This is a genomic window from Vibrio sinensis (genome assembly GCF_003605645.1).
GTDB lineage: Bacteria > Pseudomonadota > Gammaproteobacteria > Enterobacterales > Vibrionaceae > Vibrio > Vibrio sinensis.
Window position 1 is genome coordinate 59,172 of record NZ_QVMU01000004.1, and the last position, 23,010, is coordinate 82,181.

At 41.7% G+C, this 23,010-nt stretch carries 18 protein-coding genes; 13 read left to right on the plus strand and 5 right to left on the minus strand.

Annotation, left to right across the window (positions count from 1 at the left end):
* Positions 1-20 precede the first annotated feature (20 nt).
* The 3 genes from DZ860_RS06660 to rsmF all read left to right on the plus strand — a co-directional run bounded on the left by DZ860_RS06660 (position 21) and on the right by rsmF (position 5,500).
* Positions 21-1,274: a paraquat-inducible protein A gene (locus DZ860_RS06660; protein WP_120030158.1), complete on the plus strand. Its 1,254-nt coding sequence runs from the start codon at positions 21-23 to the stop codon at positions 1,272-1,274.
* Positions 1,267-3,900 (plus strand): MlaD family protein, encoded by a 2,634-nt coding sequence (locus tag DZ860_RS06665; protein WP_120030159.1) that lies wholly within the window; start codon positions 1,267-1,269, stop codon positions 3,898-3,900. The genes DZ860_RS06660 and DZ860_RS06665 overlap by 8 nt, the downstream gene beginning before the upstream one ends.
* A gap of 175 nt (positions 3,901-4,075) precedes the next feature.
* Positions 4,076-5,500 (plus strand): 16S rRNA (cytosine(1407)-C(5))-methyltransferase RsmF, encoded by a 1,425-nt coding sequence (rsmF, locus tag DZ860_RS06670; protein WP_120030160.1) that lies wholly within the window; start codon positions 4,076-4,078, stop codon positions 5,498-5,500.
* Between the two features lie 219 nt (positions 5,501-5,719).
* Here rsmF and DZ860_RS06675 read toward each other — a convergent pair whose 3' ends face one another.
* Positions 5,720-6,574, minus strand: a complete 855-nt coding sequence (locus DZ860_RS06675) for a CvfB family protein (protein WP_120030161.1) — start codon at positions 6,572-6,574, stop codon at positions 5,720-5,722.
* A gap of 96 nt (positions 6,575-6,670) precedes the next feature.
* Between DZ860_RS06675 and DZ860_RS06680 the strand changes: the two genes are divergently transcribed.
* Positions 6,671-8,056 carry a hypothetical protein gene (locus DZ860_RS06680; protein ID WP_120030162.1) on the plus strand — a complete coding sequence of 462 codons (1,386 nt, stop codon included), beginning with the start codon at positions 6,671-6,673 and terminating at the stop codon, positions 8,054-8,056.
* Here DZ860_RS06680 and DZ860_RS06685 read toward each other — a convergent pair.
* The gene (locus DZ860_RS06685; protein WP_120030163.1) at positions 8,025-8,504 is read right to left on the minus strand and encodes a PaaI family thioesterase; all 480 of its coding nucleotides are present in this window, start codon (positions 8,502-8,504) and stop codon (positions 8,025-8,027) included. The genes DZ860_RS06680 and DZ860_RS06685 overlap by 32 nt on opposite strands.
* Positions 8,505-8,765: 261 nt before the next feature.
* On the opposite strand from DZ860_RS06685, the gene DZ860_RS06690 reads away from it, so the two are divergent.
* Positions 8,766-9,818: a 3-deoxy-7-phosphoheptulonate synthase gene (locus DZ860_RS06690; RefSeq protein WP_120030164.1), complete on the plus strand. Its 1,053-nt coding sequence runs from the start codon at positions 8,766-8,768 to the stop codon at positions 9,816-9,818.
* An 18-nt stretch (positions 9,819-9,836) separates the two neighbouring features.
* The gene (locus tag DZ860_RS06695) at positions 9,837-10,322 is read left to right on the plus strand and encodes a YajQ family cyclic di-GMP-binding protein (protein ID WP_120030165.1); all 486 of its coding nucleotides are present in this window, start codon (positions 9,837-9,839) and stop codon (positions 10,320-10,322) included.
* Positions 10,323-10,534: 212 nt separating this feature from the next.
* Here the strand turns inward: DZ860_RS06695 and DZ860_RS06700 are convergent, their stop codons facing one another.
* A complete protein-coding gene (locus tag DZ860_RS06700; protein ID WP_120030166.1) occupies positions 10,535-11,470 on the minus strand; it encodes a precorrin-2 dehydrogenase/sirohydrochlorin ferrochelatase family protein in 936 nt (311 codons plus the stop codon).
* Positions 11,471-11,927: 457 nt separating this feature from the next.
* Between DZ860_RS06700 and DZ860_RS06705 the strand changes: the two genes are divergently transcribed.
* The 6 genes from DZ860_RS06705 to DZ860_RS06730 all read left to right on the plus strand — a co-directional run bounded on the left by DZ860_RS06705 (position 11,928) and on the right by DZ860_RS06730 (position 17,399).
* Entirely contained in the window at positions 11,928-12,956 is a 1,029-nt protein-coding gene (locus DZ860_RS06705) for an amino acid ABC transporter substrate-binding protein (protein WP_120030167.1), read from the plus strand.
* Between the two features lie 71 nt (positions 12,957-13,027).
* Positions 13,028-14,224 (plus strand): amino acid ABC transporter permease, encoded by a 1,197-nt coding sequence (locus DZ860_RS06710; RefSeq protein ID WP_120030168.1) that lies wholly within the window; start codon positions 13,028-13,030, stop codon positions 14,222-14,224.
* Between the two features lie 2 nt (positions 14,225-14,226).
* A complete protein-coding gene (locus DZ860_RS06715) occupies positions 14,227-15,324 on the plus strand; it encodes an amino acid ABC transporter permease (RefSeq protein ID WP_120030169.1) in 1,098 nt (365 codons plus the stop codon).
* 20 nt (positions 15,325-15,344) lie between these two features.
* Entirely contained in the window at positions 15,345-16,091 is a 747-nt protein-coding gene (locus DZ860_RS06720) for an amino acid ABC transporter ATP-binding protein (protein WP_207890604.1), read from the plus strand.
* 190 nt (positions 16,092-16,281) lie between these two features.
* Positions 16,282-16,944: a Bax inhibitor-1/YccA family protein gene (locus DZ860_RS06725; RefSeq protein ID WP_120030170.1), complete on the plus strand. Its 663-nt coding sequence runs from the start codon at positions 16,282-16,284 to the stop codon at positions 16,942-16,944.
* Between the two features lie 125 nt (positions 16,945-17,069).
* Complete coding sequence (locus DZ860_RS06730) at positions 17,070-17,399, plus strand: TusE/DsrC/DsvC family sulfur relay protein (RefSeq protein WP_120030171.1); 330 nt, start codon at positions 17,070-17,072, stop codon at positions 17,397-17,399.
* A 112-nt stretch (positions 17,400-17,511) separates the two neighbouring features.
* On the opposite strand, the gene yccX is transcribed toward DZ860_RS06730, so the two are convergent.
* Entirely contained in the window at positions 17,512-17,784 is a 273-nt protein-coding gene (yccX, locus tag DZ860_RS06735; RefSeq protein ID WP_120030172.1) for an acylphosphatase, read from the minus strand.
* Between the two features lie 172 nt (positions 17,785-17,956).
* Here yccX and DZ860_RS06740 point away from each other — a divergent pair, with 172 nt between their 5' ends.
* Positions 17,957-19,150, plus strand: a complete 1,194-nt coding sequence (locus DZ860_RS06740) for a class I SAM-dependent methyltransferase (RefSeq protein WP_120030173.1) — start codon at positions 17,957-17,959, stop codon at positions 19,148-19,150.
* 114 nt (positions 19,151-19,264) lie between these two features.
* Here DZ860_RS06740 and DZ860_RS06745 read toward each other — a convergent pair whose 3' ends face one another.
* Positions 19,265-22,669 carry a cadherin-like domain-containing protein gene (locus DZ860_RS06745; protein WP_120030174.1) on the minus strand — a complete coding sequence of 1,135 codons (3,405 nt, stop codon included), beginning with the start codon at positions 22,667-22,669 and terminating at the stop codon, positions 19,265-19,267.
* Positions 22,670-23,010: the final 341 nt, after the last annotated feature.

Sequence of the window (23,010 nt, forward strand, 5' to 3'; positions counted from 1 at the left end):
TCCAAGGTTCTCTCTCATTCATGAGCACTTCACTAATAAGTCATCAGAGCACAGCTAACCACATTCGCCTATGTCAGGGATGTGAGTTGGCTGTGGATGTCGTCGACGTCAAACAAGGCCGCAGCGCGTATTGTCCGCGCTGTGGTACCCAATTATATCGTGGGGGCAAACCATCATTATCTGGTAATCTGGCTGTCGCTATTACCTGCTTGCTATTGTTTATTCCCTCTCATTTTTTTGCATTCATCAGTATTCGTTTATTTGGTGTCATGATCCCAGCAACGCTACCCTCTGGCGTTTTCACCTTATTCAACGAAGGGTTCATCTTTCTTTCTATACTGATTTTCTTCTGTAGCTCTATTGCCCCATTGGCAGTCTGTAGTTCCGTCGTTTTTGCTCATCTAGCGCTTAAGTTTAATAATTTCCGTCTACTAAAAGTATCACTAGGGTTGATACAAAAACTTAAACATTGGGTGATGATTGACGTTTTTCTAATTAGTGTCGCTATCTCATGTTTTAAGCTGCAAGATTATTCCGATATTTTTGTCGGCCCGGGTCTCTATGGCCTGATTTTATTACAACTCTTTACGGTACTTTTAATCAGTCGCGTCAGCGTACGCCGATACTGGGAAGCTTACGATAAAGAAGAGCAACATCATTTCACTAAAAAAGAAGTTCATTGTGAAAGCTGTCACCTATCTCAACCTAATGGGGATAGTTGCGTTCGTTGTCACAAAGCTCTTTATCATCGCAAACCCGATTCGCTTCAAAAAACGGCCGCTTACTTGATTGCGGCAACCATCGCGATTTTCCCTGCAAACCTGATTCCTATTTCGATTCTTCTTACCAATGGTAAGCGACTAGAAGACACGATTTTTTCAGGTGTTGCGGCTTTAGTAAAAAATGGCATGACAGGTATTGCGATTATTATATTTGTTGCAAGTATTGTGGTTCCTGTCGCCAAAATATTAGGGCTGGGCTATTTGTTGCTTGCGATTAAATTTAAACGCCAAGTTTTCCATCGCCAACGTATGACCATTTACTTTGTGGTCAAGTGGATTGGCAAGTGGTCCATGATGGATCTATTTGTTATTTCCATCATGATGACACTGGTCGATCGTGGTCAAATCCTTGATTTTACACCGGGCTACGGAGCCGTTGCCTTTGGTATTGTGGTAGTGTTAACGATGCTCGCCGCGGAAAGTCTAGACCCGAGATACATTTGGGCCAATTATCCAGAATCTTCAAATAAAAAAGAGTCTTTGAATGAGTAATACATCGTCAAGTCAAACTTCATACTCACCTGACGTTAAAAGAAACAAGGGCATATCACCGTTATGGATTCTCCCTATCCTAACGATGATATTGGCCGGTTGGCTTGTTTTTAAAGCCATTCATGATGCAGGCCAACGCATTCAAATTCACTTTTCTGATGCGCAGGGCCTCATCGCGGGCAGAACCACGATTCGCTACCAAGGGCTTGAAGTGGGTATGGTTCGTGCGATCAACTTATCTGAAGATTTAGAAAGTATTTATGTTGAGGCGGATATTTATCCAGAAGCGACCAAACTTTTGTCTAAAAACACACGTTTTTGGATGGTGAAACCGACTGCTAGTCTATCTGGAATCTCTGGCCTCGATGCGCTCGTTTCTGGTAACTACATTGCTATACAACCGAGTGACCTTGCCGCTGAGCCTGAAACTGTCTTTACCGCATTAGAACAAGCGCCTACCGATCTGTTAACTCGCGATGGGCTTAATATTACGCTTAAATCACGTGATTTAGGCGGAATATCTATTGGTTCTCAGATCGTCTATCGCAAAATTGCCATTGGTGAAGTCTATGGTTACCAGTTAGATGAAAAAGCAAAAAACGTCATTATCCATGCTTCTATCAAAGACGAATATCGCAACATCATTACCGATGAAAGCCGATTCTGGAATGTCAGTGGCATAGGCGCCAATATCGGCTTCCAAGGCGTAGATGTTCGATTAGAAAGCCTGTCGGCGCTGATTGGTGGCTCGATTGCAGTGGACTCTCCAGACGGAGGTCAACCTGTAATGGAAAACACCCACTTCAAACTCTACCCAGATTTAAAAACCGCTGGCCGTGGTATTCCGATTAAAATCACCCTGCCCGACGACAGCAAGGTCAACCCATCAGGTGCACCGATCATGTATCGTGGCATTGAAATTGGTCAGGTCACCGATTTACAGTTCAGTGACAATCGTAGCGCAATTATTGCCTCAGCTGCGGTTCAACCCGCTTTCAGTGACATGCTAAACAACGGTTCTCGCTTTGTTCTTGAAGAAGCGCAAGTATCGCTATCCGGTGTTCATAACCTGACTAACCTTATCAAAGGCAACTTCCTAACGCTTGTTCCTGGTGAGGGCGACCGTTCTCGACGCTTTACTGCGATTCGTAAAAACGAATTTAAAAAAGAGCAAGCAGGTTCGATTGATTTGCAATTGAGCGCCGATAACTCATTCGGTTTGGATGTAGGCGCGAATATCCTGTATCGCGGTATTACCGTCGGTTCTATTACTAATGTGAGTCTAAATGGTGACAGCGTTCGCTTTAATGCGCTAGTCGATAACCACTATGCAGATCTTATTAAATCCAAAAACCGATTTTATGTCACTGGTAGTGCGAGTGCTGAACTCACCGAATCAGGGTTGAGCATTACTGTTCCACCAGCAAAACAACTATTAACAGGCTCAATCAGTTTTGTCAGTGAGGGAAGCCAAGACGTTCGTAGCGAATATACTCTCTATCAAAGTAAATCACTGGCTGAATTGGCTAAATATAACCTTTCTGGCTCGCAAACCGTGGTCTTGTATGCACCAGAACTGCCTCCAATCAGTAAAGGTAGCCCACTACTCTATCGAAACCTACAGGTCGGGAGTGTTTCAGATTTCAAACTGGTTGATGGTGGCGTCATCATTACGGCGAGTATCGAAAATCAATACCGCTACCTAATCACCGCACAAACGGTGTTCTGGAACCGTTCTGGTGTTGAAGTCGATGCGAGCCTCGCTGGAATCTCTGTCAAAGCAGCGCCACTAAAAACCATGATTCAAGGCGGCATTGCATTTGATTCATTACCCGGTGTAGAGAACAAACAAGCGAACAAATGGCTATTGTACAAAGATTTCAAGAGTGCGCGTAAATTTGGTGAAGTTATCACGCTACAAAGTGTTGGTGCAACTAGCCTAACCGCAGGGGCTGCAATCAAATATAACGGCGTTAAAGTAGGTGAAGTGACCTTAGTTCTCCCTAATTTCAACAACGACAATATTGAAATCAAAGCACGAATCTTGCCGGAGTTTACCGATAAACTGGCTCGTTCAGGAAGTTACTTCTGGTTGCCTCAGGCAGAGGTTGGTCTTGATGGCGTGAAGAATATTCAAAACCTGTTAACCCAATCTATTAATGTATTGCCAGGTAAAGGAGAACGACAACGGACGTTCGAACTTAACGATAGTCCTAAAGCGCCAACCGGGACTGTTTTTACTTTGCAAAGTGAGCGTCGCGGCTCCATAAGCAAAGGAACACCGGTGCTTTATCGCGAAATTGAAGTCGGTAGTGTCCTAGACGTTCGTTTAGGCGAATTCGCCGACCGTGTCGTATCGACTATCGTTATTAAGCAGGAATACGCCTACTTGGTTCGCCAAAATAGTGTCTTTTGGAATACTTCTGGTGTCGATGTCTCAATTGGTTTATCTGGGGCAAATATAAAAGCGGGAACTCTTGATAGTATCGTTCGTGGTGGTATCACTTTTGCCACACCGGAACAATCAACCTTAGAACCTCAAGCAAAAGCTCAACAAGCATTTTTCTTATACGCGACGCCTGAAGATAATTGGCTTTCCTGGCGCACTGCGATTCCGAAACCATAAATGACACTCCAATAATAAGCGACACTCTTATGTTAAAACGCAGCAACTTTGCTGCGTTTTTTATTTCGTATGGCCAAAAAGACGAGTGACTGCAACGAAGTTGTCTTCGCTATAAGTTGATTGCCGACTGAGATCCGATATAATTTGCCCCCCTTTCGATAATCGAGATAAAACCTTGCATCAGAATGTTTATCTACCTGCTCAATTTCTTACTGAGATAGAAGCCATTTTACCGTCTTCACTTAACATGAGTGATTTCATTGCCGCATGCCAACGACCTCTTCGTAAAAGCATTCGAGTCAATACACTTAAAATCTCAGTAGCTGAATTTTTAGAACGTGCAGAGAAAAACGGTTGGGCTCTTTCACCGGTACCATGGTGTAACGAAGGGTTTTGGATTGAGGCGGACGAGTCGGTAGTTCCACTCGGCAATACCGCTGAACATATGACAGGGCTGTTTTACATTCAAGAAGCCAGTTCAATGATGCCTGTCTCTGCTCTATTTCAAGATGAATCGGAATCTTATGCCGCTGTACTTGATATGGCTGCTGCTCCCGGTTCAAAAACAACGCAGATTGCTGCAAAAATGGGAAATGAGGGTGTCCTTGTTGCCAATGAGTTTTCTGCAAGTCGTGTAAAAGTACTGCATGCTAACATCGAACGCTGTGGCGTTCGCAACGCAGCTCTGAGTAATTTCGACGGTCGTGTTTTTGGTGGTTGGTTACCAGAGCAATTTGAAGCGGTACTCATTGATGCACCATGCTCGGGCGAAGGTACTGTTCGTAAAGATGCAGATGCGATGAAAAACTGGTCTAAAGATTCGGTTATCTCTATCGCTGAAACACAAAAAGATCTGATTGAGAGTGCATTCCATGCTCTTAAACCCGGTGGTGTAATGGTTTATTCAACTTGCACACTGAGCATTGAAGAAAACCAACAAGTTTGTCATCACTTAAAAACAACATTTGGTGATGCTGTCGAATTTGAATCTCTCACTCATCTCTTCCCTGGTGCAGAAAAAGCGATCACAGAAGAAGGTTTCTTGCATATTTTCCCTCAAGTTTATGATTGTGAAGGGTTCTTTGTTGCGCGTATCCGCAAGTTATCTTCTGTTGAATCTCCTAGTGTTAAGAAGCGATTGGGGAAATTCCCATTCACAAAAGCCACCGTTAAAATACAACAAGAGATCGCTGATGAGCTTGAAAAAACGCTGCATATCTCGTTACCCAACGAGAGCTCGGTTTGGCTTCGTGATAACGATGTGTGGCTATTCCCATTAGCACTAGAACCTATGCTCGGTGAATTTAGGTTCTCACGTATGGGCATTAAAATCGCAGAAACACATAAGAAAGGTTACCGTTGGCAGCATCAGATCGCGACAACCCTTGCGACTGGTCAAGAAGAATGCGCTGTAAACCTTACTATTGAAGATGCTCGTGAATGGTTTATGGGAAGAGACGTTAGACCAAACATCACCCCGGGTAAAGGCGAAGTGATTGTTAAATTCAACGATGATGTTATCGGATTAGGTAAATGGGTTGGAAACCGTATAAAGAATGGATTACCAAGAGAATTGGTTAGAGACAAAAATCTCTTTTAATCCGGATGGTTTAGTCGAAAATTTAGAGCCTGCTAGTAAATTCAATATGATGTACTACACTTTAATAACTGAGAAGTAGATAAATTTCATTCATTTAGCGCAGGCTCTTAATGAGCTATTCCCCTAGGCCCAAAGCAGGATAAGCAATGGGCCTCTTTTTTATCGACTTCTAAGTGCTCTCTTTAAAAGTGACGCACCTTAAAGAGGTGACAGGGTCACTCAATCATTACTCTCGTTGTTCTCAACAAGACGGATACCTTCCTTTTCGATAACCAATTTGCCTTGCTTGTACAAACCGCCAATCGTTTTCTTATAGGTACCTTTACTGGTGCGAAACGCAGAGAAAATAGCTTCTGGAGAAGACTTATCATTCAACGGCAAAAAGCCACCTTTCTTCTCTAATAACTCAAGTATTTTACTACTTAAGTCATCCATCTTCGCCACACCGATTTTTTGCAAAGACAAGTCGATTTTACCATCTTCGCGAATGGCTTTGATGTAACCTTTAAGACGCTTACCGACAAACAATTTACCAAAGACATCTGAGGTAAAAATCATTCCCCAATGTGCACCCTCAACAATCGCCTTATAACCCAAATCACTTCGCTCAGCGATCAATAAGTCTACTGATTGGTTAATCTCGTAGTTTGCTGGAGTTTGATCCATCAATTTATTAAATTTAGTGGTACCAACAATGCGACCTGATGCTTTATCAGTATAAACGTAGATAAGAATTTCTTGGCCTTCACGTAAGCGCCCACGCTGCTCGCTAAAAGGAATAAGAAGATCTTTCTCTTTAATACCCCAACTGGCAAATGCACCAATGCTGTTAACACCTTGAATGGTCATCAAGCCCCATTCACCGACTTGTGCAATTGGCGTTTCTGTTGTTGCTACAAGTTGGTTGTCGGAGTCGAAATACAAAAATGCATCAATCGATTGTCCTACTTCTGTACCCTCAGGTACAAAACGTTTTGGAAGTAATGCACTTCCATATTCGCCTGCATTTAGAAACAGACCAAATTCCGTTTGCTTTACAACTTCTAAGTGGTTTATCTGACCAACTTTAATCATTATTTTTCACTCTGTGACGCCTATTATTAAAAGCGATTATAGCGAAACTCTGATATGCTTTCGCGAGATAATTCGAACTTTTTTCAGGAGCTCTCCTTGCTCACCGTTGATAAACTAGACGGCATCACGCTTAAGATCTCTCATGCGATGGCTTTAACTAAGAAATCCAACCTAGATCTTTATTTTTTCATTCCCGGCGAATTAGGTCTGACACCAGATGTTTTGACGGAAAATGAGTTCTATTACAACGCGATAACCCAAAAACGTGCTTATTACAGTGACAAGACTTTACTTCCTTTAGTTCACAGTCGACTTGCTCAACGTGGTGGCTTATCTTCAACTCAGTATCGTGTGAGTTTGAGTCTATTTGCCTATCAATATGTCATTGCACTTGATAAAGCTGTCGTGCAGTTGAACAAACACGACAATGAATCCGTCACTACTGAAGAAGTGGATGCAGTCATTGAGCTCGCTTTAGATATTCTTAAAAAGTTAAGACGGAGTATTCCGTATGAAGAAGGCCTTAAGCGGTACTATGCCAATATTGACAACTACCTCTCTTGGTATACAGGACAGCGCTTCTTATCCTTAGTGGCTCACATGCCTCGTGACGGCGAATATAAAACCCTAAAAGACCGACTGATCACCATCGTCGAAAAAGAAGTCGCTCACCGTAAGCTCAATAATTACAACTCAAAAGGTGTACGTGACGATGTCACGCGAATGAGTAACAAGATGCGTTTATTACGTAGATTGATTGAACACCCTATTATTTTGAAAGAGCGTACAACTTCGCTTGGAAAAAATGTGAAACGTATGGTGAAAGGCCTTGCCACTGGTTTAGTGATGGTATTTGTAACCATGACTGTCATTGTTGCCCGAGACTATTGGGGAGAAATTACGATTTCTTTCATTATCGCGATGTCTTTCATTTATGCTCTGCGTGAGATTTTTAAAGACGATTTACGTGATGTACTTTGGCGCTGGTTCAGAAAAAACAAACCGAAGTGGCTTAAACGCTATATTGACCCAACCACCAACAAAGCTGTGGGTCAAAAATACGAGTGGCTTGATTACACCGCGCTTAGCAAGTTACCTGACAGCATTAAACGTATTCGCAAAAAGCGTATCGTTCAACGTGAAGAGCAAATTCTTCACTATCGTTCTCAGGTTGAAATGTCGACATCAAAGTTCATGAGTGGTTATGAAGAAACTCGTGAATCTATGGTTGTCAGTTTACGTGAACTCACTCGATTAATGGATAAAGGCTCAGACAAAGTCTATATGCTCAATAATGGCCAAGTTAGCCGAGAGTCTGTTGAAAAGCGTCACTTAATCAATCTGATTGCTAAAGAAGACAACCACAATGGCGAACCAAAATACTATCGCTGGAAGATAGTATTGAATCGAAACAAGATTGTGGCTATCGAACCTATTACTGTTGAAGAAATTAACAATCCTTTCTCTTTACTGAAAGAGTAAGCTTAAATTCCGCCATTGGCTCATCACCATGCAGTGTTGGGCAAATGGCGGTAATTGACACTTCTTGATTTACCCGTTCGCCTGTAGCAATCGTTTTATCTAGCATTTGATCGATCAAATCGCCATCTCGACAAATAAAATGAACATCGGCTTCCGGTCTTTTCAAAAACTTCCCCTCTACCTCCTTAAACGCTAGAGATATTTGTTCACCCCTTTGCTCAGCTTTACTCATCGCCATAAAACCACCAGCAACATCAGCACCCACTGCTAGAACTCCAAAATACATGCTGTTTAAATGGTTCTTTGTTCTACGTCTCAAGGGAATTTTCACCTCCACGTGATCAGCGTCGAGTTTGATAATAGATGGCCTAGATAACCAAATAAAAGGCACTTTAAAAAAACCAAACAATGAGAGATAGAAATTGGCTCTTCGGATAGGATTTAGCATTTTTCGCCCCAAAATTAACTAGTCAGACCAGTTAATCAACATGCAACGCAAATGTCAAAACATTGTTAACAAAGGTAAACACCCATCTCACTATGTGACAGCGTCACCCCTTACTAACATTAACGGCATCAATGTTGTAAATTATTTAACCTAATTCTTTAAATAATTTATCTTTTACGCCAATGATTATGGAGAAACGGTTTATTCCTATTAGCGTTTCCGTTATCTTTAACGCTTCGTAATAAAAGGACAGGCTGTGGTATGCCACTCAAAACCGATGAATTAAGAACCCAAGCATTGGGACCAATGCCGACACCGGCAGAGCTGGGAACCGCTCACCCTATTACAGACGATGTAGCAGAACGAATTGCCCTTTCACGTCGTCAAATTGAAAATATTTTAACGGGCAAAGATCAGCGTCTATTGGTGATTGTTGGTCCTTGTTCAGTACATGATACTGATGCTGCACTTGAGTATGCCGAACGTCTAGCTGCTATCCAAGAACAATACAAAGATCAGCTATTTATTGTGATGAGAACCTACTTTGAAAAACCACGTACTGTTGTGGGTTGGAAAGGTTTGATCACAGACCCAAATCTGGATGCATCTTATGCACTGGAAACTGGGCTGCACAAAGCACGCAAGTTATTGTTGGACGTCAACAAACTTGGTCTTGCAACAGCGACCGAGTTTTTAGATATGATTACTGGCCAATACATTGCTGATTTGATTACTTGGGGTGCGATCGGTGCACGTACAACCGAATCTCAAATCCACCGAGAAATGGCATCTGCATTGTCTTGTCCTGTTGGCTTCAAAAACGGTACTAATGGTAATATTAAAATTGCCATTGACGCTATCCGCGCATCGCAAGCGTCTCACTATTTCTATTCACCGGATAAACATGGTCGTATGACGGTTTACCGTACCAGTGGCAACCCATTTGGTCATGTAATATTGCGTGGTGGCGAAACAGGTCCTAACTACGACGCAGCTTCTATTGAAGCAGCTTGCAATCAACTTGCTGAATTTAATTTACCGGCTCGTTTGATCGTAGATTTCAGCCATGCTAACTGTGAAAAACAACACCGTAAGCAGCTTGACGTTGCTAAAGATATCTGTGAACAGATAAAATCAGGTAGCACCTATATCTCTGGTATTATGGCTGAAAGCTTTATTGTCGAAGGCAACCAGCCGATGAATGACCTCACTAACCTAACTTATGGTCAATCCATTACGGATCCATGCTTGGGTTGGGAAGATACAGAGATCATGTTAGAAATGTTGGCTGACGCTGTAAAAGCTCGCCCTTAAAAATTAGAGGAATAATAAATGCCATCTTTTGATATTGTTTCAGAAACTGATGCAGTTGAAGTACGCAACGCAGTTGACAATGCTACTCGTGAAATCGCTACACGCTTTGATTTTCGCAATGTAGAAGCAACGTTTGAATTACAAAAAGATGACTCAGTGAAATTGAGCTCGGAAGGTGATTTCCAACTTAAGCAGATGCGTGAAATTTTACGTGCAAACTTGAGTAAACGTGGCGTTGATGCGAATGCAATGGAAACAAAAGAGCCAGAAGCTACCGGTAAGAAATGGCATCAAATCGTGTTGTTTAAACAAGGCATTGATACTGTAACAGCAAAGAAACTTGTTAAGCTTATCAAAGATGCAAAACTAAAAGTTCAAGTTTCTATTCAAGGTGAAAAAGTTCGCGTTACAGGCAAGAAGCGTGATGACTTACAAGCAACTATCGCAACAATTCGCCAAGCTGAAATGAACCAACCTTTCCAATATGAGAATTTCCGCGACTAGGTTTCACCAAGACGCGCTCAATTTCAGATATAAACCGCCTTATATGGCGGTTTTTTTATGAGCGCTCACAACTTATTATAAGAGCTCATAACGTTGGTAATAACTATCCATCGCTTTTAACGAGATACTGGGAGAATCACCTTTAACGTTATCACTAAAAACATTTAGTCGATAAGAGAGCTTTATCCTTATAAAGCCCGCTTTGCTATACGCTAGACCTGCCCCAATTTAATGTGCAAATCATCGCCTCTTAACCATTGGTATGATGTCGATTTTTCAGGAACAAAAATACAAACACGTAATCCATTCTGATTTGCTTGTTCAAGTAACGCGGCTAAATCTGCTTCATCATGAAATTGACTTCTTTCGGCATCCCGACGAACTAAATCAACAAAACTAAATGGACACTGGAAGTGAAACAGTACCAATTCAGCTTGCTGCATCATTCTAAGCGCTTTGATTGGCAACAGCTCAACGTCATCACCAAATTCAATCCAAGTCACCCTAGCCTGCGCTTTGTTATTGTTCTCAAAACATTGGGCATAATGCAGCTCTAGCGCATCGCGAGAGATTGCTAGTTCAACCACCGCTGAATCAAAGAAACGTTCCCAAAATCGGCGTCTTGAATCGACATCGGGTAGACGACTCTTAATATCATTTCTCTTAGAGGCGGCAAACTCGGCCACCAAAGCAAGATTATGTGGCAAGACAGACTCAAGTTTCTCTCTAATATTACGTACTAGTACCGGTGATGCACCGCCACTGGAAATAGCTATTTGAATTCGTCCACGGTTTACCATTGAGGGAGTAATGAAATCGCAGTACGGCAGATCATCAACCACATTAACCAAAATGCCCAACTTATGAGCATCTTGATATACTTGGTGATTTAATGATGGATTATCTGTCGTTGCCCATACTTGAACAAAACGACGATCTAACATTTCTGCTGAATAAAAATTCTGAACCCAACGACACTCTTCTTTAGCAACCAAATCCACAAGATGTGATGCAATCTTTGGTGACACAATCGTAACATCAGCTCCGGCCCGAATGAGCCCATCAACTTTACGACAAGCCACCTCTCCGCCACCTACGACAAGAATTGACTTGTCTTTCAAATCCAAAAATATCGGGAAGTATTGCATAAATTCCTTGTTTTCTAATTTATCTATGCATGTTGATAGCGGAATAGCTATTAACTCGCAACACCATTTGCTGTCACAAACTATTTACAACTGAATTATCGCTGCTCTTCAGTTAATAACACTAAATATATGACATTTAGCATATCAATAACGCCAACCGTTAAACACTCTACACAGAATACATTCTATTCTACCAATAAGGTGATTTTGACACTATTTACATTTAACTAACATTTCGTCATTCTAAAATACGTCTAGTTTGTGATTCTAATCAAAAATCTTTTTAAATTATACATTTGAGAATCATCAATTCATTACCTAGGCTTATAACTGGTTGATTTAATTGGACGCAAAATACGCCGTTTTTATCAACTGACAACAAATAAAACATAACATTTTTTTTCTCGTTGTATCAGGTGTCACCTGGTTAAACATGGATCATACAGGAAGGATACACATGGCTAATAAACTAACTCTTCTTGCTTCAGTCGTAGCGGCATCTTCTGCTCTCATATCAACGCAAACTCTTGCAGCAGATAGCACTCTAGATAAAGTAATGAAGCAAGACTTCTTAACGTGCGGTGTAAGTACTGGTCTACCTGGGTTTTCTAACCCTAACTCTAAAGGTGAATGGGAAGGTATTGACGTTGAATATTGTCAAGCCCTCGCTGCTGCTGTTCTTGGTGACAAATCCAAAGTTAAATATGTACCACTAACAGCAAAAGAACGTTTTACAGCATTACAATCTGGTGAGATCGATGTGTTATCACGTAACACGACATGGACTCAACACCGTGATACGGCTCTTGGCTTAAACTTCGTTGGCGTCAACTACTACGATGGCCAGGGTTTCATGGTGAAGAAAGATCTGGGTGTATCAAGTGCCAAAGAACTTGATGGCGCGGCAGTTTGTGTTCAATCAGGTACAACGACTGAGCTAAACCTTGCAGACTACTTCCGTAATAGCGGGATGTCATACAACCCAGTGGTATTCGATACAGCAGCACAAACGTCAAAAGGGTTCGATGCTGGTCGTTGTGACGTACTAACCACTGACCAATCAGGTCTATACGCACTACGCTTGAATCTAAAAGATCCAAGTTCTGCTGTAGTACTACCTGAAATCATCTCTAAAGAACCGCTAGGCCCTGTAGTTCGTCAAGGTGACGATCAATGGTTCAACATTGCTAAATGGACATTAGCAGCAATGGTGAATGCTGAAGAATATGGCATCAATTCAACAAATGCGGATGACATGCTGAAATCAAGCGATCCAAATATCAAGCGTATTCTTGGTGTGGATGGCCCTAAAGGTAAAGGTCTAGGTATCCGTGATGATTGGGGTTACCAAGTCATTAAACAAGTTGGTAACTATGGCGAAAGTTTCGAGCGTACCGTTGGTAATGGCTCTCCACTAGAAATCTCTCGTGGTGTTAACGCATTGTGGAATGCGGGCGGCTTTATGTACGCGCCACCAATTCGCTAAGTAACACCAATAATAATAAATGGGCGGTTTAGCCGCCCTTTTTACAATAATTGGATTGAGGTTATAGCTGTATGAAGCCTGCTAATGTTGTAGCACCTAAACCGAGTAGTGGCGGTGCTAACCTATTTTATAATCCCACCTTTCGATCAGTCATTTTCCAAATCATTGCTGTTAGTGCGCTGGTCTTTTTCATTTACACCATAGTCAATAACGCATTAAACAACCTTGACGCCAGAGGCATCGCGACAGGTTTCGATTTTCTTAGCCAGGAAGCTGGCTTTGGGATTGGACTAACCTTAATTGAATACGACGAAACCTATTCCTATGGTCGTACGTTTTTCATTGGCCTATTAAATACGGCGCTTGTTTCGTTTCTCGGAATCATACTTGCCACTGTGTTAGGTTTTTTCATTGGTATCGCAAGACTGTCATCAAACTGGCTCGTCAGCCGATTTGCAGCGGTCTACATAGAAATTTTCCGAAATATACCTCTCCTTTTACAGATCTTTTTTTGGTATTTTGCGGTACTCCAAGTACTTCCGTCACCTCGACAAAGTATGAGCCTCGGAGAAGCTATATTTCTAAATGTTCGCGGTCTTTACTTACCCGCGCCAGTCTTTGAAGCTGGTTCATCTTTCGTGGTCGCTGCTTTTTGTTTAGGTATTGTCGCATCTATCATTATCAGTATATGGGCAAAAAACCGACAAAAGCTAACTGGCCGCCAAACGAAAATGGGTCGAATTATTTTCGGGTTATGTATTGTCCTACCAGTTATCGTTTACTTTTTAGCGGGTAGCCCGATCACGGCACAATATCCAGAACTAAAAGGCTTTAACTTCAAAGGTGGCATCAGCATTATCCCAGAGCTTGCTGCGTTACTTTTGGCGCTGAGTATCTACACCGCCGCATTTATTGCTGAAATTGTCCGTTCTGGTATTAATGCGGTAAGTCATGGTCAAACAGAAGCCGCTATGTCTCTTGGCATAACTCGCTCAAAAACGCTGAAACTAGTTGTGATTCCTCAAGCGTTAAGGATCATTATTCCACCGCTGACCAGTCAGTATTTGAACCTAACTAAAAACTCTTCACTCGCCATGGCAATTGGTTATCCTGATCTCGTTTCTGTTTTTGCGGGAACAACATTGAATCAGACTGGCCAAGCCATAGAAATCATTGCCATGACAATGGCCGTTTATTTAACCCTGAGCTTATTAACGTCAGCGTTGATGAATATCTACAACCGTAAGGTTGCATTGGTGGAGAGATAATTATGCAGACACATAAATTTCAACCCGACCTACCACCACCATCAAATACGGTAGGTGTCGTCGGATGGTTACGAAAAAATCTATTTAATAATGCCATCAACTCAGTTGTGACAGTAATCCTCGGTTATTTCGTCTTTACGACCCTTTGGAGCATATTTGATTGGGCAATATTAACCGCTGATTGGGTCGGAACGACACGAGATGCATGTACCAGTGATGGGGCGTGTTGGGTATTCATTAGTGTGCGCTGGGAACAATTCATGTATGGATTCTATCCACAAGAAGAATTATGGCGCCCACGTTTTTTCTACATAACACTGGCTATTTTTACCGCTTTACTTGCCTATGAAAAAACACCAAAGCGTACTTGGATTTGGTTGTTCTTTGTTAACATCTATCCATTTATTATTGCAGCGTTACTGTATGGCGGCGTATTTGGTTTAGAAGTTGTAGACACACATAAATGGGGTGGCTTACTGGTTACCTTGATTATTGCACTTGTCGGGATCGTTGTTTCCCTACCCATTGGTGTGGCATTAGCTCTTGGTCGTCGCTCAGAAATGCCAATTATACGCAGTATTTGTACTGTTTATATCGAGATTTGGCGTGGTGTTCCACTAATTACTGTCTTGTTTATGGCATCAGTAATGCTGCCCCTTTTCTTATCTGAAGGTTCAGAGACAGATAAGTTAATCCGAGCTCTGATTGGTGTTGTCATGTTCAGCGCAGCCTATATGGCAGAGGTGGTCCGTGGCGGTTTACAAGCAATATCAAAAGGACAGTATGAAGCTGCCGACGCATTGGGTCTGAGCTACTGGAAAAAGATGGGACTCATCATATTACCTCAGGCATTGAAAATCACTATCCCATCAATTGTTAACACCTTTATCGGCCTATTTAAAGACACCAGCTTAGTATTGATCATCGGTATGTTCGACGTTCTTGGTGTAGGTCAAGCAGCAAACACTGACCCTGAATGGCTTGGTTTTGCTACAGAAAGTTATGTATTTGTCGCGTTAGTGTTCTGGGTATTTTGTTTCGGCATGTCGCGTTATTCGATATGGCTAGAAAACAAACTTCATACCGGTCACAAACGATAATTAAAGCTCGAGGACGTATTATGACGCAACAAGATTATATGATTGAAATTCATGACATGAATAAGTGGTATGGTGAATTTCACGTTTTGAAGAACATCAATTTAAATGTAAAGAAAGGTGAAAAAATCGTTATTTGTGGTCCGTCAGGTTCAGGGAAATCGACCATGATACGCTGTATCAACCGTCTAGAAGAACACCAAAAAGGACAAATTATTGTTTCTGGTAATGAACTGACTGAAGACTTAAAAAATATCGAAGCGGTTAGACGTGAAGTAGGTATGTGTTTTCAACACTTCAATTTGTTTCCGCACTTAACCGTTTTGGAGAACTGTACTCTGGCTCCTATTTGGGTAAAAAAATTACCGAAACGGGAAGCAGAAGCAATTGCGATGCAATATCTTGAACGTGTAAAGATTCCTGATCAAGCAGACAAATACCCGGGTCAGTTGTCAGGGGGACAACAGCAACGTGTGGCCATTGCTCGTTCATTATGCATGAGCCCACAAGTTATGCTTTTTGATGAACCGACTTCAGCTCTTGACCCAGAAATGGTTCGTGAAGTATTGGATGTTATGGTGGAATTGGCAGACGAAGGGATGACGATGCTATGTGTAACTCACGAAATGGGTTTCGCTAAAGAAGTGGCCGATCGGGTAATATTCATGGATGCTGGTGAAATTATTGAAGAAAATAATCCCGTTGATTTCTTTGAAAACCCACAGTCAGATAGAACTCAAAACTTCCTAGCTCAAATTCTTCATCACTAAATTAAGTAATTGAAACTTAAGGAGGACGACAGTCCTCCTTTTTCTGTTATATTGTGTTACATCTTTACAGATACATAAATGGTTAGTTCTATTATCATTCTGACAATAAACAAACACATTGAGGCTTGATTTTTAGCGCATTCGGCCTCATAAATGTAGTTATAACCATAAGCCCTTCACGAGGAAGATTATGAACAGTCCTATGTTTACCCGTACGTCCACTCAAGAGAGTGCGTTACAAACCAATAAAGTACTACGTAATACGTATGCATTATTATCAATGACTCTACTCTGGTCAGCAGGAGTTGCTGGTGTTGCTATGGCATTCAACCTACCGCATCCTGGCCTAATCATCATGCTAGTGGGTTTCTACGGCTTACTATACTTAACTGAAAAGAACCGTAATAACAGTATGGGACTTGTTTTCACTTTCCTATTCACTGGCTTTTTAGGTTACACCATCGGTCCAATGCTTAACATGTACATTGGCGTAGGTATGGGTGACATTATCCTAACGGCATTAGGCGGTACTGCGCTATCATTTATAGCGGCATCAGCTTACGCTCTGACAACTAAACGTGACCTATCTATGATGGGCGGTTTAATGTTGTCACTATTTGTTGTACTTGTTGTCGGTATGATTGCAAGCATCTTTATCCAATCAACGATTCTACAACTTGCAATGAGCAGCCTATTTATTGTGTTCTCAACCATGGCTATTTTGATGACAACACAAGGCATCATTCGCGGTGGTGAAACTAATTACATTTCAGCGACTATTACGCTTTATGTTTCTATCTACAACATCTTCATCAGCTTGCTAAGCATTCTTGGCATCATGAATGACGACTAATTCGTCACGTTGAATAAAAAAAGCCCGAAAGGACATCCTTTCGGGCTTTTTCTTTTACAACATATTGAAGAACAAGTTGCTGCTGAGCTACCCTATAAAAATCACATTTTTTTGGATTTATTGTCATGTTTGAATACAAAGGCAAACAAATTGAGACTGACGCTCAAGGCTATCTTCTTGACCATACCCAATGGGAAGAAGGTATGATTGAAATATTGGCGCAAGATGAGGGCATCGTTTTAACGGATGCTCATTTGGAAGTGGTTCACTTCGTTCGTAAATTTTACGAAGAGTTCAATACATCCCCAGCTGTTCGAATGCTTGTTAAAGCAATGGAAAAAGCGCACGGTCCAGAAAAAGGCAATAGCAAGTATCTGTTTACGCTATTCAAAAAAGGTCCAGCAAAGCAGGCAACCAAACTTGCAGGGCTTCCAAAACCAGCTAAATGCCTATAACACCTGTTCCAATCTGACTTATTAGTTCATTCAGGCCTTATCACTGTATAAGGCCTGATTTTTGTTGAGTAATAAGCATTCTTTTGATTTCATCAAATCAATATTTACGATGCTAAAGAATCTCGAATGAGATGTATTCTTTTAATGAGATCGCTTCTTTATCTACCCTATCTACTCTTGAGGTTTTTGGGCCTGTTTGTAACCATTGCTCTAATTGTTCAAGCTGTTCAGGTTCGCCACAGGCGACCACTTCAACGTCACCATTGGCCAAGTTTTTAGCATATCCTGTAAGATGCAATTTCAGCCCCTCATTGCATGTGTGATAACGAAAACCGACACCCTGCACCACCCCAGAAACCATGAATTTCACACTTTTAATTGTCATTCACTCTCCTCCCTTGACCAAAGATCACCACCAATACCCTTATCTTGGCACGCTATCTTAAGAAAAATAGCGTGAAAGCGGCGAAAGATCCGTAACCCCGTTGGTATAATTTGATTTTATCTAGCACATCAATGAGAATACCTGCCTTTATAGCAATCAATCGAGTAAACAAATGAGCCCTGCAATTTATCTGGTCAAAGGCCGTGAAAAATCACTACGTCGTAAACACCCATGGGTATTTTCACGTGGTATCAGCAAAGTTGAGGGTGAACCTGAACTAGGAGAAACGGTTGATGTGTTTACTAATGATGGACAATGGTTAGCAAAAGCGGCCTATTCCCCTCATTCTCAAATACGTGCTCGCGTATGGAGCTTTGACAAACAAGCTATTGATAAAACATTCTTCGTTAAGCGCATTCAAGACGCTAACCTGCTTCGCCAAGATATAATTGAACGTGACGGACTCACTGGTTATCGTCTAATCGCAGCTGAATCTGATGGTCTACCGGGCATTACTATTGATAAGTACCAAAACTTTTTGGTGTGCCAATTATTAAGCGCCGGTGCAGATTATAATCGTCAAACATTAGTTGAAGCACTGCGTGAGGTATTCCCTGAATGCAGCATCTACGAACGTTCTGACGTTGCTGTGCGTAAAAAAGAAGGTTTAGAGCAAACCACTGGTGTGTTGTTTGGCGATGAGCCACCAAAATCAGTGGTTATTGAAGAAAACGGCATCAAGATCAGCGTTGACATTGTAGGTGGTCATAAAACTGGCTTCTATCTAGATCAGCGAGACAGTCGCCAACAGTCGATGAAATATGTCAAAGACAAAGAAGTGCTAAACTGCTTCTCTTACACTGGAGGATTTGGCTTATATGCTCTTAAGGGTGGCGCAAAACGTGTAATTAACGCTGATGTATCACAGCCTGCATTAGATACAGCGAAAGCGAATGCAGAACTCAATGGTTTTGATATTTCGAAAAAGCGTGGCGTATTCTTGAATGCGGACGTATTCAAACTATTACGCGAGTACCGCGATCAAGGGACCAAGTTTGATGTGGTCATTATGGATCCACCAAAATTTGCAGACAATAAGTCTCAATTAATTGGCGCTTGTCGTGGTTACAAAGATATTAATATGTTGGCAATGCAAATCCTTAACCCTGGTGGCACGTTATTGACGTACTCTTGCTCAGGCTTAATGGATCAAGTTTTATTCCAGAAAGTCATCGCTGACGCAGCTGTTGATGCAAACCGCCAAGTAAAATTCGTTGAACGTTTTGAACAAGCAGCGGATCACCCAACGGACACAGCTTATCCAGAGGGTTTTTACCTAAAAGGTTTTGCCTGTAAAGTTCTGTAACACGAATCTGATGACTAATTAAGACATATCAAACCAGAGCCGGATGATATGTCTAAAAAAGGGCCTTAGGCCCTTTTTTATTTGCTAGAAGACACTTCTATTTACTACCTGCAATTAGTCCGGCAAATGAATAAAGAGAGTCTCAACTAGAGACTTAAGTTGGTCATCAGTTATGTGCCCTGTAGCGATATCATTAAACTGTTTATTGTCATCGTTCAAAATTACTGTCACATTGGTATCGCTACCCTCACTCAATGTTATTTTCACATCAGTCGCCAACTTCTCTATCTCTATATTATCTAATATGTCATCCATCGTTAGAGCATCAGAAAATAGCTCTGAGATATCTATCTTATCTTTCCCTAATTCAAAGTCCAAGATTGTATCTTCTTCCGTTCTAGGTAACGCGAGTTTCTCCCATTTGAAGATATCATTTCCTAAATCACCCAGTAGCATGTCATCACCCTCGCCCCCCGTCAAAATATCATTGCCAAGTCCACCAACGAGAGTGTCGTCTCCACGATGACCATCTAAAGTATCATCGCCATTGTTACCGCGTAGATCATCATCAACATCCGTACCGACAAGATGATCATCACCACCTCGCCCGAATTCTGCATTGATTGGATTAACCACAATCGATAATGTTGCTTCCGCAAAAGCGCCATAACCATCTGTCACCTGATAACTAATAGTGGCCTCACCCGCTCTATAATTATCCGGTGTAAAACAAACAAAGCCATCAACTAATGCAATAGTACCACTTGTATTAAGTCCTAAATTAAACGAATAGTTGGCGATATAAAGATCATCACCATCTTCATCCTCAAAATATGCAAGTAGGTCATCTGCCGGAATTTTAATCGTTTCGCCTTGATTAACGGCATAAACACCATAAGGGCTGATATCAATGCCGCCAATGTAATAGTCTGAAGAATCTGAATTTCGGTTGTCCTGCGGGCCATTCGTATACTCCTGAGCAGAAAATACAATCTCATCAAAAGCTAATCCATTTGTATCAAGAGAAAAAGCGGTTGGGCGACCACTATCACTAACTCCTACGAACTCTCCTTGAGCAACAAAGCTACCATTTAAAAAGACTTGCCAACTGCCTTTTTCATGATTGCCATTCCCCTCATTGGCGTAGAGATTAGTGACAACAAACGTACCACCCGTTCCTGGTTTTTCTAACTTGATACTGATGGTTTCTGATTCCCCTGCATCGCGGTCAAACTGTAATTGGCGTGATGGTCCATCATTTGAAACACCATTAAGCACTCCCAATCGATCGTGGTCACTTCTGTCAACAACCACACCATCTTTATCTTGAAACGAAGCAGTGATTGACGAAACGTGCTCCCAGCCCACACTATTTAATATTGAATCTGCTTCTGCATCACCTTGCACCAATCTTCCGAACGATGGCTCACCAATCAGAGTTGGTGAGTGATTGTCGATGATTTCCCCCTCAGCAACATGAGTATTATTTAAGCTTAACGTATAGCTTTCACCATCCTCATTCTCTATTGAGTCTGATAAGGTAGGCAAGTGAACATCGAACTCTCTAACACCCGCTGGAACAACAAATTGCCCATTAACGACCGTAACACCATTGGTATAATAAAGTCCGCCTAAATTTACATCGCCTTCTGAAGCACCACCGCTTGGAAGCAATGTGTAATCAAAACGTGTTTCCTTAAACGTCACTTTATCAAGTTGAACATTGAAAACGAGCTCTTCTCCCTCACGCACCGAATTATTATATAAAGAGACACTCTCAACTTCAGCTTCGTTCGGAACCGCATTCACAATGACACCTATGTTAGCGCTCGATGTACCACCCCAACCGTCAGAGATGGTATAGGTCAATGAAACATCACCGCTAAAACCAGCTTCCGGCGTAAATTCAATAACTAAACCATCAACGGGATCATTCACAACCGGAACTGTTTGGGTATTTCCGTTCCGGTCAACGTATGTCACGCTCGTTATCGTCAGCTCATCACCATTAATATCGGTATCATTTGCTAAGATTTCAGCAACTGGAATTTTAATCGTTTCATTTTCATTGGTGGCATAAGTACCATAAGAGTGAACTTCGAGTCCCGCTATATAGTAATCTGAAGAATCAGCTTCGTTATCATTCTGTAGACCAGCACTATATTCGACCGCAGAAAATACAATTTGATCAAATGCGGCGCCATCTGTCTCTAGTTCAAATTCGGTGGGGCGTCCAAGAGTGCTACTACCGACAAATTCTCCACTTGCTACTGGTTGACCATTCAAATAGGCAATCCATACACCGGCCTCATGGTTGTCGCTTCCCTCTCCTTCGTTTGCAAACAAACCTGCGACAACAAACTTCCCACCTCGTGCTGGTTTATCTAATTGAATGGTAATCTTCTCTGATTGACCAGATTCTCTGTCATATTGCAACTGTCCTGCCGGCCCTGCAGATGGCGCTCCACCAACGACTCCCAGTCTGTCATGATTCGAGCTATCAATATTGACGGTTTGGCCATTATACGTTGCTGTTAAGCTCACATCTTGCCAACCGACGCTATGGAGAATCTGATTCGGAGAGATATCACCTTGAGTCAATGTCGCCAATTGTGGATCATCGTACGCAATTGGCGCAGTATTTAGATTAACAATAACACCTTGGTCAGAGGCCTCACTTAGCCCGGAAATCGAATCTTTCACGACAAATTCGTTTGTTGTTATCGCGGTTAGTGTGACAGTTTCACTAACTTCGTTATTATTATCAGAATTGATTTTGATGAACACATCTAACGCCTGGTCACCCGCAGCTATTACTAGGTCTGCCGCCGTAGATTCTCGATACCCCCCAACACCATCACCAACGAAAATGGTGTCAAGATAGTCAACTATCGATGTCGCCGTATCACTATTTTCGCCGAGCGCCAAACTAAGAATGACATTCTCAGATACTGTCTCATCAATTGAAATTGTAAATCGAAGATAAGCGAATTCCCCCTCTTGAACTGATTCACCTGAAATGACCGCTAGTTCAGCAACTTTCGGTATTGGGTCTGGCACTAAAATTGGAGGGAATGGCGAAACTGGAGATTGAGGCACTCGCGATAAATCAAATAGCGAAAGGCTTTCTGTCTCAGATAAGTTCAACGGCGAACTAGCTTGCGTGACGAAATCAGTCGTCGCAATTGTCTCGCTAGCTATTCGTTCGATCGTCCCAGTGAGAGAGACGCTAGACCCTGCGATTCCACCTGCGGCAGGAGCGGTGTCTTCATCAAACTGAGTAGGATCTTGACCTTGTTCGATGGCTGCTATGATGCTTTCTACATCAGAGTTTAGATCATTTAATGGCTGGTTAGGTTGTAAATTGGAATCATCTGAGGAGGGTTCATTACCTATGACCACTTCACCAGGAATGAGAGCTTCCCCCGGTTTTAACAACCGAACTTCACCCTCACTATTAATTACGATAACTTGACCGCCTGCTAAATTGGCTGCCGCAACACTCGTTCCAATTGCCATATTCAAACCTCAAAATAGTTCCATTTTATTTAAGGCAAACCATTGCCTCGATCATTGATGGCACTATATATGAAGAAATTTTATAAATTAACAAGTCAAGCAAAAGTAACCCACTTTTATGCCCATAGTATTAACAATGAGAAGTCGTTATTATTAAGTAATTACACAATAACTCACCTAGTTAGACAGCGAAGAATAGAGCATATATTAATCAACCAGCAAAAAGCGGCTACCTTTTCTCGTTGATATTTTTTAAGAAAAATTTCAATTAAGTAAAAACTATGTGAATTTGAATGTTGTTTTATTAGATCATTTAATAGTACCTTAGTGCCGGAGCGAAA

What these genes read in the sequence shown, in the direction of transcription:
- DZ860_RS06700 (WP_120030166.1), bottom strand. Translation starts at nt 11,470, where the DNA reads ATGCAATACTTCCCGATATTTTTGGATTTGAAAGACAAGTCAATTCTT.
- DZ860_RS06740 (WP_120030173.1), top strand. Translation starts at nt 17,957, where the DNA reads ATGAGCCCTGCAATTTATCTGGTCAAAGGCCGTGAAAAATCACTACGT.
- DZ860_RS06690 (WP_120030164.1), top strand. Translation starts at nt 8,766, where the DNA reads ATGCCACTCAAAACCGATGAATTAAGAACCCAAGCATTGGGACCAATG.
- DZ860_RS06725 (WP_120030170.1), top strand. Translation starts at nt 16,282, where the DNA reads ATGAACAGTCCTATGTTTACCCGTACGTCCACTCAAGAGAGTGCGTTA.
- yccX (WP_120030172.1), bottom strand. Translation starts at nt 17,784, where the DNA reads ATGACAATTAAAAGTGTGAAATTCATGGTTTCTGGGGTGGTGCAGGGT.
- DZ860_RS06705 (WP_120030167.1), top strand. Translation starts at nt 11,928, where the DNA reads ATGGCTAATAAACTAACTCTTCTTGCTTCAGTCGTAGCGGCATCTTCT.
- DZ860_RS06715 (WP_120030169.1), top strand. Translation starts at nt 14,227, where the DNA reads ATGCAGACACATAAATTTCAACCCGACCTACCACCACCATCAAATACG.
- DZ860_RS06720 (WP_207890604.1), top strand. Translation starts at nt 15,345, where the DNA reads ATGACGCAACAAGATTATATGATTGAAATTCATGACATGAATAAGTGG.
- DZ860_RS06745 (WP_120030174.1), bottom strand. Translation starts at nt 22,669, where the DNA reads ATGGCAATTGGAACGAGTGTTGCGGCAGCCAATTTAGCAGGCGGTCAA.
- DZ860_RS06695 (WP_120030165.1), top strand. Translation starts at nt 9,837, where the DNA reads ATGCCATCTTTTGATATTGTTTCAGAAACTGATGCAGTTGAAGTACGC.
- DZ860_RS06685 (WP_120030163.1), bottom strand. Translation starts at nt 8,504, where the DNA reads ATGCTAAATCCTATCCGAAGAGCCAATTTCTATCTCTCATTGTTTGGT.
- DZ860_RS06660 (WP_120030158.1), top strand. Translation starts at nt 21, where the DNA reads ATGAGCACTTCACTAATAAGTCATCAGAGCACAGCTAACCACATTCGC.
- DZ860_RS06665 (WP_120030159.1), top strand. Translation starts at nt 1,267, where the DNA reads ATGAGTAATACATCGTCAAGTCAAACTTCATACTCACCTGACGTTAAA.
- DZ860_RS06730 (WP_120030171.1), top strand. Translation starts at nt 17,070, where the DNA reads ATGTTTGAATACAAAGGCAAACAAATTGAGACTGACGCTCAAGGCTAT.
- DZ860_RS06675 (WP_120030161.1), bottom strand. Translation starts at nt 6,574, where the DNA reads ATGATTAAAGTTGGTCAGATAAACCACTTAGAAGTTGTAAAGCAAACG.
- DZ860_RS06710 (WP_120030168.1), top strand. Translation starts at nt 13,028, where the DNA reads ATGAAGCCTGCTAATGTTGTAGCACCTAAACCGAGTAGTGGCGGTGCT.